At 42.9% G+C, this 12,848-nt stretch carries 10 protein-coding genes; 3 read left to right on the top strand and 7 right to left on the bottom strand.

The window, feature by feature from the left end:
- Positions 1–3 precede the first annotated feature (3 nt).
- Both OPS25_RS01510 and OPS25_RS01505 read right to left on the bottom strand, forming a co-directional pair.
- Positions 4–477: an RNA polymerase sigma factor gene (locus OPS25_RS01510; protein WP_265615881.1), complete on the bottom strand. Its 474-nt coding sequence runs from the start codon at positions 475–477 to the stop codon at positions 4–6.
- Positions 474–1,184 (bottom strand): hypothetical protein, encoded by a 711-nt coding sequence (locus OPS25_RS01505; protein WP_265615880.1) that lies wholly within the window; start codon positions 1,182–1,184, stop codon positions 474–476. Before OPS25_RS01505 ends, OPS25_RS01510 begins: the two co-directional genes overlap by 4 nt.
- A gap of 141 nt (positions 1,185–1,325) precedes the next feature.
- Here OPS25_RS01505 and OPS25_RS01500 point away from each other — a divergent pair, with 141 nt between their 5' ends.
- Entirely contained in the window at positions 1,326–1,805 is a 480-nt protein-coding gene (locus OPS25_RS01500) for an AAA family ATPase (protein ID WP_265615879.1), read from the top strand.
- Between the two features lie 390 nt (positions 1,806–2,195).
- On the opposite strand, the gene OPS25_RS01495 is transcribed toward OPS25_RS01500, so the two are convergent.
- The gene (locus OPS25_RS01495) at positions 2,196–3,980 is read right to left on the bottom strand and encodes a tetratricopeptide repeat-containing diguanylate cyclase (RefSeq protein ID WP_265615878.1); all 1,785 of its coding nucleotides are present in this window, start codon (positions 3,978–3,980) and stop codon (positions 2,196–2,198) included.
- A 609-nt stretch (positions 3,981–4,589) separates the two neighbouring features.
- Here OPS25_RS01495 and OPS25_RS01490 point away from each other — a divergent pair.
- Both OPS25_RS01490 and OPS25_RS01485 read left to right on the top strand, forming a co-directional pair.
- On the top strand, positions 4,590–6,146 hold the full coding sequence (locus tag OPS25_RS01490; RefSeq protein ID WP_265615877.1) for a hypothetical protein: 1,557 nt from the start codon (positions 4,590–4,592) through the stop codon (positions 6,144–6,146).
- Between the two features lie 176 nt (positions 6,147–6,322).
- Positions 6,323–7,348: a GGDEF domain-containing protein gene (locus OPS25_RS01485; RefSeq protein WP_265615876.1), complete on the top strand. Its 1,026-nt coding sequence runs from the start codon at positions 6,323–6,325 to the stop codon at positions 7,346–7,348.
- 488 nt (positions 7,349–7,836) lie between these two features.
- Here OPS25_RS01485 and OPS25_RS01480 read toward each other — a convergent pair whose 3' ends face one another.
- From OPS25_RS01480 to OPS25_RS01465, 4 genes are all read right to left on the bottom strand, one after another.
- On the bottom strand, positions 7,837–8,613 hold the full coding sequence (locus OPS25_RS01480; RefSeq protein ID WP_265615875.1) for a hypothetical protein: 777 nt from the start codon (positions 8,611–8,613) through the stop codon (positions 7,837–7,839).
- A gap of 353 nt (positions 8,614–8,966) precedes the next feature.
- A complete protein-coding gene (locus OPS25_RS01475) occupies positions 8,967–10,919 on the bottom strand; it encodes an ATP-binding protein (RefSeq protein ID WP_265615874.1) in 1,953 nt (650 codons plus the stop codon).
- Between the two features lie 9 nt (positions 10,920–10,928).
- A complete protein-coding gene (locus tag OPS25_RS01470; protein WP_265615873.1) occupies positions 10,929–11,450 on the bottom strand; it encodes a methanogen output domain 1-containing protein in 522 nt (173 codons plus the stop codon).
- Positions 11,451–11,765: 315 nt separating this feature from the next.
- Positions 11,766–12,485 (bottom strand): ZIP family metal transporter, encoded by a 720-nt coding sequence (locus tag OPS25_RS01465; protein ID WP_265615872.1) that lies wholly within the window; start codon positions 12,483–12,485, stop codon positions 11,766–11,768.
- Positions 12,486–12,848 lie beyond the last annotated feature (363 nt).

Below are 12,848 nucleotides of genomic sequence, written 5' to 3'. Positions count from 1 at the left end.
CCTCTAAAGCAACTTTTCGAGTTGCATTCTAGCGCGCCTAACACGTTGAGAAACAGCGGCTTCATTTATCCCGAGTACGTCGCCAATTTCATTTTGCGTAAACCCCTCAAGTTGCATAACCATTACCTGCCGATAAGCTAACGGTAACTTTTGCAATGCTGAAAACAAGTCCAGTTGAGAATCAGTATTTGCGCATGGTTCGCTCGCCTGGGCATATGCTTTCTCGTCAAACAGCAGTTGGTGATGTCTTTGTTCGCTCAGCACATGGTCGACGCAGCGATTGTGAGCTACTCTAGCGACAAAGGTTTTGATACTTGCTTCACCCCGAAACGATTCCAATCCCCGCCAGACCGCTAAACTAACATCTTGAATTAGTTCTTCTCTTCGCGCAGCATTGGACTCATGGCTTGCAGCAATACGCGCCACTAAGGGCGCGTATTCAGTTAGAATTGACTCTATATTTTGGGGACGATTCACTTAGCTTCCTGTGCCGTCAATGCCCGATATGCCTGATAATTAACACAGCATAACCATGGGCCGAAAAATATGAAACTTAATGCAAATGTATAGGGAGCAAGCCCTATTAACAAGACATTTACTAATGCCAGTACCATCATTGGACGCCAGGCTTTAATAACCATGCGCACACTCTGGACAAGAGATTGAAACACACTTTGTTTATCTATAAGCAGTTTTGCCGGTGAAAATTGCAGTAACATGACCAGCGGAATGGCGGAGATCAATACTAATGAAACGAAAATGGGTGGTACTATTTGCGCCTCGGCAAACAGTATCAGATCTAACCCAGGCTGTCCCATTAGTAAAAACGCGGTAAACACTTGCAGTAGAAAAGGAGAAGCAAGGATAACCGCCAACATGGCCGCTTTTCGCCAACCCGAATATTTTTTCAGTGCGGACAAATGAAACTTGCCGCTTTTAGCGAGGTTATCCATCAGTGGCCATAGTGCAATGACGATGCTGCTAGCTACCCACTTAGACAATAACATACCGGTGGGACCGGGAATTATTTGGATCACTCCTTCGATAACAAACAGTGACAACATCACCACGGTCAGTTTCACTGGCGCAGTTTTAAAAAGGTGCCAACCCCCTACTAACCAGTTGGATACGCTTGATTGGTGAACGTGTTTTTTGGTAACAGAAAATGAACTCACAAGATCCATTGTTTTTCCTTCATGTCATTATAAAAAGTGAATGTGTCTTCTATAGACGAAAGGAAGTTCGAAAACCTGACAAAATTTTTTAAAAATTTTTTGAATCACTGAACGATTAGATAAAAAGATGGAGTCACAGGAATTAAAAATATGAATAACATCCTAATTTTTGGAAATTCCGGCGCTGGAAAATCCACGCTCGCCAAAAAACTGGCTGAACAGAACAAGTTAGCTCATTTTGAGCTGGATAGCATCGCCTGGCTGCCAGGTGCTCCTCCAGTTCGTAGGCCCCTTAAAGAGTCTATGCGGATGCTAAACCACTTTACGGACAGTTATGAAAATTGGGTAATTGAAGGGTGCTATACCGATTTATTAACGCACATTGCTCCGCGTTGCGATGAAATGATATTTTTAAACCTGCCAGTGAATCAATGTATCGCTAACGCCCGTAATCGTCCATGGGAACCACATAAATATTCTTCCCCGGCCGAACAAGACGCCAACCTGTTAATGTTGATTGCCTGGATTAAAGAATATGAAACGCGCACAGACACGTTCTCACTTCAATCCCACTTATTGTTATATAAAAACTTTACAGGTAATAAAAAAATGATTACGCGTCATGTGTAACGCGCCCTTGTTAATCCGTGTATGCGAGTAATGAGCCCCCCTTTTTGAGCAAAGTTAGTTAACACTTGGTCACCTCCAATTAGCGCTATCCAGCGCTCGACACCCCAGTCGACTCCTGCTGCATTACCTCGAAAAAGACGAGGGTATAACCTAGCTATAACAAATTTTAAAAATAGGCTTACTTCGTATGATAGGTGCGAGGGATCGGCTTCTTCTGGGCACAAGCAGTAACTTCACTAGCACAGCGCGCAGGTGGACAATAGCGACTACTCATGCCCTGTGGGGGGAGTTAAGTGATTAATTTTGGGTGGTAGTTGGCTAAGTCAACACAAACCCGTAACACCTAACAGTGAAGCCAATTTTTTTCTTCATTTACTTCACTATCAGCGCTTAGCCTGGATTAATTTCGAAACGATTACGCCCATTATTTTTAGCTTTGTATAGCGCTTCATCCGCTCGCTTGACCACCTGATCTAACGACATATCGTGTGCCAGAAGGTTTGTACACCCCATGCTCACAGTGATCACTGGTGCATCTTCAAGGCCTAAATGCATTGTTTTTAGCCGAGACTGAATTCGCTGAAAAATATTCTCTATGCTTTCACATCGACTGTCAGGCAACACAATTAACCACTCTTCGCCACCCCAGCGGCCCAACGCATCCCGCACTCTTAATTCGCTGGCAATAGCGCTGGCAACAGCTTTTAATACTCTATCGCCAACATCATGACCAAAACGATCATTGAAAGATTTAAAATGGTCAATGTCTACCATGGCAAAGCAAACGTTAGTGTGCTTTTCTTTTGCCTCAGCCATAGTCTGTTGAGCAAATAAACTAATACTGCGTCTATTCCGGGTATTAGTCAGTTCATCAACCATCGCCATTTCTCTAAATTTCTTTTTAGTTTTAACCTGCATCAACAACATCGCCACTGCGGCGACCAAAACGATGAGAAGTAACAATGAAAGTATTATTAAAAGCCATTGGCGAAACTCCTTTGCTTCCAACTCTGTCTCGGCGAGTTTTTTTTGGGTATGTAAAAGTTCGTTTTCTGCTTCCGCTTCGTTTAGTTCAAACATCGCCTGATAACGCCGAGTGGATTGCTCTTGGGTTGCCTTAAGTTGCTCCTCGTTAAGTGAAACCCACTGCTTATAATATTCCAGTGCTGAAGGGGGGTTGTTTATTAATTCATAAATTTTTGCTTTAGTGCGCACCAGTGCGATCCTACGTTTGAGGCTGGCAGTTTTTTCCACCAAAGGTTCAGCAATAGCTAAATCAGCCTCCCAATCAGGCAATTGCAAGTGGGCGAGCAGCCTGGCGCGTAGTAAGTGGGATAAAATTATCATGCCGGTAACATCATTTTCCTGCACAACCGGAATAACGGTGTTAACCAACTCAAATGCACGGTCAAATGCTTGTTGCTCTTCATCCAGACTAGCCAGTTCATAAATAGCATAGGCTGCCCCCACCTCGTCCTTCGCTTTTTGTGCATAATGCAATGAAAGTTCTGCGTAGTGTCGTGCTTTCTGAGGTTCGTTCGAGCTGTGATACGTTAAGGCAATGTTGTAATAGGTAATCGACGCTTCGATCAGGTTTGTTTCAATGTCGATCAGATCAAGCGACTGTAAGTGGTATTCTATTGCTTGTTCTGGCTGGCCAAGCTCGTCGTACATCAGCGCAATACTGGCGAGCGCCTCTGAACGGTTTTTGGTGTCGTTCAAATTGGTAAAAATCTCATTGGCTTTCACCATCACTTTTAAAGCGCGTTGAAGTGCTCCTGTTTCGTAATAAACCTGGGCTGCTAAAAGGAGTATTTCGCCATGAAAAAGTGTCTCTGCTGCTAGCTCTTCTGCTAACAATAAGGCTTGATTAGCGTAATTATTAGCGAAGTTGAAATTTTGTTTGCTTAACGCGCCTATGGCAAGAATGGCGAGAAACCGAGCTTCAAATTTTTGCTCACCTTGCGCCCTCGCCAATGTGAGTCCTTTTTCAGCCACGGAAAATATTTTATTACGTTGAGATAAATAGTAATAAGCACTAGCAATAAAATAACGAGCTTGTAATTGCACTTCTTTTTCTAAATCGGTGGCGGAATGATGGATCAAAGGTTCCAGTTGGGTAAGCAGTTGTTGCGGTTGCGTCACTATCAGTTGGTTGTAAAAATCATTATCCAACCTTCCATCCTTGTCATACTGAGGCGAAAAGGATTCAGCTGAGGCTAGTGCACTCAAAATAACGAAACAAATGAAAATAACAGGTCGTACTGCAATTGTTATCATAGAATTTGTACTGCTTTTACGTTTCTTATTTTTATCTGACAAATATTTTGTCTTACCAAAAGACTTCTTTGTATATACCCGCGCTTTACTATATGTAGCTATCTAAGCGTACTCTCCATCAGCGCATTGTGCTCATTATCTTCCATGCTAACACTGAAGAGACAATTTTTCGCGTTAGCGGGTATGCTGTTTTTTGCGGTTAACGTTAGTCATATCAGCCCCACTCTATTCCCAGTAATTAGTTTGTCAACTTATTCAGGCGACGCCAAGGAGCTTATTAATAATTTACAACCTGTTTCCTATTGATCTGCCTACTCCTTATTACTTTTTAATATTTAAGTTTTAGTTTTAGTGATTACTTCTAACCTATTACTGGTCGACCTCTCTTGTGATCATTGAAGATATTTATATAAAGTCTATTTGATGAACACAGTTGCAAAAGCCGGATCGCAGTGTTAGTTTTCTTTACAGTTAACAATGGGTCGAAAAGGATTTTGAAGTTCGATGCTTCTCGATAGCAAAACAAGCTCACCAGCAGCAGCCGAAGAGAAATTTTCAAAAATACCAACAATGGTAAGTGAAATTTCTCGAAAAATATCAGACTTTATGCGCCGATATCGGGGGTTGGTAGAAGACGCAAAGATTTTTTTTTGCGAATATCAGGCCGACCACGCAACACTTAATTCACTGAAAAATAGAATAAATAAATTTCAAGATCAAGTAGATCGTATTAAAAAGTATCAGCAAGACACGGGTAGATACCCCTCCATTAAAGGCCACCCGTCCACCCCACGTTATCTAGCACGCATCACCGCTAAACAAAGTAAAATTGAAGACGAATACCATGCGCTTGAGGATCGACTGAATACAGCTAGGAATCAACGCTATGAAACTCTTGATCACCTAACAGATGAGATTCTGGACCTGTTAGATGGTCACCAGATTTTTAGCCAGTTTCTAGGGACGATAGCTTTGTCTACCCCCGCTCCGGAGGATAAAGTTCGTCATATCAGGAATGAAAAATATAAACCCATTTATATTGCAGCGCTGACCATCGCTCTTTTTGAAGAAATTAGATTTAAGTATTCCTTTCAGTCAGAGTTTTTATCACAGCGACTGGGTGCGTTATTTAGCCCGAAAAGCAAAGTGAGTTTAATGGCTAGCAAAGGGGAAACAAAAATCAGTTTGGATGTGTTTCGCAAGCCTATGCCTGCTGAGACAAAGCTTGCGTACCGGGAAAAAGTTCTCAAACCACTAGCGAAGGCGGCTTTGTTGCAGTCACTCGGCTTACATAGCCCTGAAGTTCAATCATTGATAGGAGCGGATAGCTACCGTGTATTGAGTCAAAAAGAGCGAAAAAAGCTTGTTGCGATTATTGAAAAGAAAACGAAGGACTTTATTGAACTCGGAATTGGTATCCCTATTGTTCGCTTCAACACCCGTGAGGATAAAGAAGAGTTCGAAGGTGAGGAACGTAGTCAGCTCAATTTCATGTTGGAAATGCTATCTGCTTTAAAAGAAAATCATAGCGAACTTGGGGATTTGTTGCGTATTCCGATGACCTATGCTTCTTTTTTGTTATCTACTAAAAAAGAGTTCGATTACAGAACCATCTATCGGGCATATGACATCCTTGAGGAAGGTATGCACGCCAACACCTACAAAGCGGAATACGTAAATTGCTTTCTCAGAATGGTGGGCCGGTTTCCACTTGGCTCAGGGATTTATTTCGTGCACGCAGATTCCGGTGAAATCGAGCGCGCCATCGTGTCGTCATTATACCCTCAAAGTGTGGACGAACCTGTTTGCAAACAAATTACCCGCAGGCAAATCCAGTTTCTGTGTCACCAGGAAATAGTCATATCCAGACAAAGTAATTTATTTTTTGAAGAAAGTAGAAACGAATGCCACTATGACAAAGAATTTCTCAAAGCGCGCTATAAGGATGACTTCACTTGGAATGCGGCAGAGTTGTGGGAATTCCAAATTCCTGCCATTGAATTTTGGAAAAGAGATGGCACTCGAAAATATAACGGACGATTTAACCCCGATTCCTATTAAAACTCCAGAACGAATAGAAGGTTATCGAATTTACTTATTTCCAGGCCAACCAGGCTTTGCTTGTTTATAAGTACTAGGATTACAGTAATATGGTAATAGCTATCAGCTTCAAGACCTATAAGCCCCCGGCTAAATAGCATGGCAAATAGTCGAGGGATGTTACAATGGAGAGTCGGTTGAAAACACTTAATAGTCCAGAGCAAATTGAAAATCACCGGAAACGCTTGCTTCTTTCTTCCTTTGCCTTTTTAGGTTGTATATTTTTAGGTTCCTTTGGTATCAACTCTTTACTGGAAAACCGACTGTATCTTGGTGTTGTCTTACTCGTGTTTATGGGCGTAATAATCGTTTTCGCCCTTAAAGCTAGAAAGACCGAGCACGTACAGTCTATCTCGATATTTTTATCTGCTTTGTTATATTTGCTTGCCCTTTACCTTCTGGTAATGGGAGGGAACGAAGGCACGGGGGCTTACTGGACCTATCCCATCCTTATGCTGATGATACTTTTAGTCGGCCCACATACCGGCCTCTTCTTTGCTGTTTTATATTTGGTTACAAGTATTTTTGTCCTGACCACTACTCTGGATTTTGCATACGATTACGAACCTGCTCATAAAATACGCATCTTTGCCAGTACCACTGCGCTTTTAGTGCTAATTATTACGAGTGAATGGATACGCTTTGGATCCTATAGTGCCATTGCTGAAATATCCAAAGCACATCAGAATTTCGCAGCAACGGATGCGCTTACCAAACTTCTGAATCGGCATGGTTTGCACAGTGCTTTAACTCGCCATTCGCTTAAAAGCACGGCGGTGGTGGCTTTGCTGGATGCAGATAGCTTTAAAACACTTAACGATAATTATGGTCATGCGTTTGGAGATAATGTGCTCATTACGCTTGCCAGTATAATCCGTCAAAATATAAAAGGTTCGGATTTGGTGGCAAGGTGGGGAGGCGAAGAGTTTCTAGTGGTTCTACTCAATACCAACCTTACCGATGCCGAGAGGCTTATTGATAAAATTAAACAGGAATTTTCAAGTTTCAGTTTTCAGCATGAGGGGCAAACCGTCCATGCCTCATTCAGTGCGGGCATGAGCGAACTTGATGATGTGAACAAATTTGAGCCCTCGTTAAAAATAGCTGACGAACGGCTATATAAAGCGAAAGAAGCAGGAAAGAATACTGTTAAAATGGACTAACCATTTTGTACTAGTACAGCTAGGTATATGTGTAGTAGTGTGATTACCTAGGTATATGTGTAGTAGCTCACATCTGATGAGACATTTTAGATAGGAAGTGTCGACTTAACCTCACAGGCAGCAAAAGACAATTTGCGGTCTTTAAAGATGCATCTTCGAAGAGTCGTCATTCCCTTGGAAATGGGAACCTCCAAAACTGTTATCGTAACTTCAAAAAAGGGCTACTTACCATTACAATTGGACGAAACAGATCTCCGCATGCGCGGAGATGACATTCTTTGAGGACCGCTCAACGTACTCAAGAACTGTCAAATTTGATTACGCCCTGTTTTTAGAAACGTCAGAATAAATGGTGACTAATCCAGTTTATGCTGTTAACACCAAGCGACTTTGTCGTATCTTAATTACCAAGCGATTCTGTCTAGCTAGTCTCATGCAGTAAAGTTGAAGCAGGGGCCCTTACTCAGGAGAAAGGGCCCATTTGATAGTTATTGCATCAGGTCATTGCGAAGCGCCCAGATATTGTAGCTGATTTCTTCAAAGTGACTCGCCCAATTTTTCATCAACTCTTTCGCTTTCTCTTCATTGCCTAAGTTCTTTGCCAGGACTTGAGAAAATTTTTGCTCTGGTGGGGCCATGGCCGCCCAGTTTTGGTATGGCACGGCAAGAGTGAGATCGCCACGCCCGCCCACTTGGGAGGCAAACGCCCAGTGATAAGGCCATTTTTCAGCTTTGGCCGCATCTGCTAACGCTTTTTTGTCTTTTTCTATGTCCCCCCAATGTCCGACTTTGGGTACATAGCTGGTTACGCCCACATAATTATATTTTACATCAGAACCCCAGTGGCTGTTTTCGTGATCAATTACTGACAAATAATGGTGGTAGTGATCAACATATTGCGAAGCAGTCTCCATCCAGTGTTTATTTATTCCCTGTTTTTCTGCCCAATCGCGGTATCCGTCCATATCTTGCCAGGTGAACCCTGTAGCCCGCACAGCTATACGATCAAGTTTATGGCCAAGCACCGGCGAATAAATATTCCATTTTCTCGAATCCTGTTTCGATTGACGAAACTTAGAATGCTCGCGGATAGCTTGTTCAAGTTGTTCCATCTGACCTTCTTTGGGTACCATCACCCACATTTCTGCCAGTATTTCCTGTTTATCACCCTTTTTACCATGTTCATCAGCCAGGCTATTCAGGGCATAACCGCACATGACAAATAACGCTATTGTTAAACCTATACCTCTCATAATTTTTTTCATGGTTTATCATCCTCTAATTGGTTTCACCATAAAACGAATCCACTTCATTTTGGCTACGACCTCCTGATGCCAAACAATTCGTTAGAAAAATTCGAGTTATAAGCTTAGTCAGTCCCCTCATATTCGCATAACCTTATGAAAAATTTTTATAAACAATAGGAAAAACGCAACTAATTGAATTAAGAAAAGTTAATTTTTTAGGTGGGGGACCTCAATATTCGCTCTCTTATAAGGATGGTTTTTATGGAACCGACAGGGCTATAGTCGAATAGATATGACTATTATTTGCTTAACAATAAAGCGTAGTGTGGAGGCAAAGAGTTGTTGCTGGCGCAAATACATTTCTATTTGGTTCAGTTCTCGATAGGAAGGTGAAGCACATTTTGTAGCTCCGCTAAAGAAGCAGGCTTAACCAGATGGTGATCAAAACCCGCCTGTTTTGCGCGTCTACGAAAATCGCGACCGCTGTAGCCGGATAACGCAATCAGGCGCGTGGACTTCAATGATGATTGGGAACGTATGCGTTCAGCTACTCGAAAACCATCCAGCCCTGGTAGCCCAATGTCACAGAAAATCAGCGTGGGGGAAAATTTACCCGCCATTTCAATACCTTGCACCCCATCGGGAGCCCATACCACTTCATGTCCCAGTAACCGCAACAATTCACTGAGCGTTTCAGCATTATCTTTATCATCCTCGATGATCAAAACTTTCTGAAGTGTAAAATGGTTAACTTTTTCCTCCTTTTGTGGCGGTTCAACGCTTTGTTCCTGTAAAGGTAGCACGATAGAAATGGTCAGGCCCTGATCCGGGCCAGTACATGTCGCCCTGATCTGACCATCGTGCAACTCAACTATACCTTTCACCAGCGACAACCCTAATCCTAACCCCCCACTTGGTCTATCCAAAGGTTGTTCTGCTTGGGTGAATGGCTCGAAAATAGTTCCTATTGCATCTTCCTCAATTCCGGGCCCAGTGTCTTGAACTTGCAGATGTAGCTCGGATGATTGAGAAAACAGTCTCACTGTAATCGTTCCCCCTTGAGGAGTAAATTTCAGTGAGTTATTTAACAGGTTATGCAATACCTGACGCATGCGTTCCATATCTGCGGCAAACCATATGGGACTTGAAGGGAGATCAATAACACAGTTAATGTGACGTTGTTTGAATTGACTATTCATGTCTCCGCAGACTGTCTCTACTAATGAGACCATTTCTACATCGGTTTTTACAATGTATAACTTTTCCGCTACCACCCGCGAAACATCTAACATGTCATCAATAAGGCGCTGCATATGGTTGATTTGACGTTCAACTACTTGTACCGCATGACGGGTCTGTTCTGCAGTTCTATTTTCTGCCTTCATAATATGTACGGCATTTGCGATTGGGGCAATGGGGCTACGCAGTTCGTGTGCCAACATGGTGAGAAACTTATTTTTACGATGATTCATCTCTTCTAGCCGAATCGTGCGCCTAACTAATTCTCGTTCCAACCGTCGTTTTTGGGTTACATCCCGAAAAACCAACACGGCTTCGTTTGGAGCATCATTATGGAGAATGGAGTTTACCGTTAGCTCAATTGTTCGCCGGGCGCCATCTTTAGCCACTAACTTAACTATTTTTTCGTAGCCTTTTTCAAACGAACCGGACATCAAACAATGTACCTCTTCGTAGTCAGAACCGTCTGAATCGATCGCTGTCAATGTCAACACTTCTCCAACGGAGCGTCCTACAGCAGTGCTTTGTGCCCATCCACACATTCGTTCAGCGTGAGAATTGATAAAACTGATTCTGCCCTGCATATCTACCACTACTACTCCCTCTCCTATACTGGCGAGCGTGGTTTTTAAATGGGTCTTTTGTAAATCTAACTGTGTCTGGATATGCTTTCGTCTTTCAATTTCCTGGTGTAACGCGTTGATTTGATTTTCAAGGGCGATAAAACGGGAATTGGTCTCAGTCCTATTGTGCAAGCGCAATAACAGTATGGGTTCACTGGCAGGGGTGCGAGGCTCCAACAGCCCACCGTTACACACTTCAAACGGGACTTGCAGTGAAACTCGCCATCGCATGATGCCCATTACGGGTTGATTAGATCGCGCGCAATGGCGCAAAAACGTGCGGGTGTCCTGGTGTGAGCTTTCTTCAATGGCGTCGAACAGCCAACCATCGCATTCTAACGCATCGCCTAGCTGTTCTTTCGTTTTGCGGTTTAATGCCAAAATTCTACCGCTCAGAGATACGATAAAGCTTGGCTCAGGCAGTAACGCCATTATTCGTTGATAGCACTCAAAAGCTGACACGATATTTACCTATACCTGATAGTATTCTCTACCTTTCCTAACTTGCTCTCCGGGCGTGCGTTTAAGATGCACGATTACACGACATTCAGGATGGCCTTGAGCGATAGTTTTATCCAGCTCTACTCTCGCATACCCCAGATTTTCAGCAGTTATGGTACCAAACACATTCGAAGTCATCATGCACATAGCTGGACGGCCGATGACTTTATCTTCGAAAGGACACTGGCGATTTCCCAGTACAATTTTTTCGCTATTTTCTTCTATTATGTAAAAATCACCCTGAATGCGCCGTTTTAAATCAACCAGCACCTTCCCCACCTGGTTGCGTGTGAGTTTATCCACCTGTAGGGCATTACGGTAAGAGTGATCTATTTCTTCACCCACCTTTTGGCCTACGACACTGACAAATCCTGCAGCTTCTTCTACCCCCACTACATCCTGTAAAGTGCCGGACAAGTGTCTAATTAGCAGGCGTAGAAATCCATCCCGTTCCAAGGGTATTTCAAGTATATCTATGCGTTTATCGTCCACTGTTTACTTCTCTCCATTTTGGATTGCTTTATAGCTTGGTCTCAGGAATTTTATACAATCTCTTTAGTCATGCCCTATCACTATGACTTCGAAGAGACAATTTATTGGAAGTAATCTTATCACCGATTCACACAGCAAAGGTTATTTCTTTCCCCTTCCCATGAAGGGGGAAAAGGTTTGGTGAGTTTATGGATAACCGGTTTCTACACTATTGATACAGTTCGCATATTAGGTGGCGCTTTCGCGAGAGGTAGCAGACATTGGGTACCAAAACGACCTTCTCACTTTTAATTATCGGGCTTACCACCGCTTATATCAGTGCAAATATACTAAACCAGCAAAAACCGCGATCCCCAGGACGAATGGTATAAAGCGGCTTTTTCGCTCTTCCGGTAATTCTTCCTTCAATACATTAAGAATGGTGCTTCCGCCCAAAAAAGCAAACAAACTATGGATAATACTTTCGTTCAGTTCTGTGTAACGCCCCAAAACCCACCCCAGCAGTATAGCTGCGGAGAGCAACCAACGCCCATACGCTCGGTAGCTATCTTTATGATGCTGGCGTAACCCATAATCATTTACCAGAAAATGAAGCGCCATGGCCACGGCATAGAAAAGTAACCCGGTTAAAGTATCGTCCTGACGATGCACGAGCAGATAGGCTATTAACCCGTTGTACAGAGCAAAAGAAGACAGATGAAGCCAGAATACAGACGGACGTATTCTTTTCATTAAACCATCACCTGCATGCTCACTTTTTATTAATCGCTCTAACCCATAAAATACGCTTAAACCAATAAGGGCGATGAAGTACGTTTGATGCTCTAAACTCAGCCAGAATCCTTCGCTTTCGGAAAAAGATTCCTGAATTTCCGCCATCTCAGGAAATAAATGGATGAAGATGTAAGCCACTGAGACGCCGCCAGCGAAAGAAAGCCAGCGACTACGCGGAATGGCATCCAAAAACCGCAGTTTTCCAGCAAATAAATGAATGAGGCAAAAAAGGAATACTGCCATCAACTGCATTACCACCATAAATGCTCCTTACCTACCAAAATAGCGTAGCAAAAATAAATATACTCGAATGTCTTCAACCACTTGTAAAGTGCTCAAATACGGATGAGTTAAGTGAGTGGGTCTTTTTCCCGACAGACTAAAGGAGGAAACTACAGCCAATGAGAATAGTGCGCCAGCTCTGAAAACGAAAAAATGATAGGTTAATGGACTGGTATAGAATAAGGCGAGTGCTATTGCACACCGATGGGCTATACAATAATAATGGCGCTTGGCTAATACTACCCTACTGATTTGGCCTCTGCGGGAATTTACTCAAAAAACGCATTCCCCTCTTCTCACCTATGGGTTGTCACAACGTGTACCAGTGCCCATTGAGTAAGC

It is taken from the genome of Alteromonas aquimaris, assembly GCF_026183695.1.
Classification (GTDB): Bacteria; Pseudomonadota; Gammaproteobacteria; order Enterobacterales; family Alteromonadaceae; genus Alteromonas; species Alteromonas aquimaris.
Note: the sequence above shows the minus strand (reverse complement) of the source record. Positions and strands in the feature narration are given on the sequence as shown.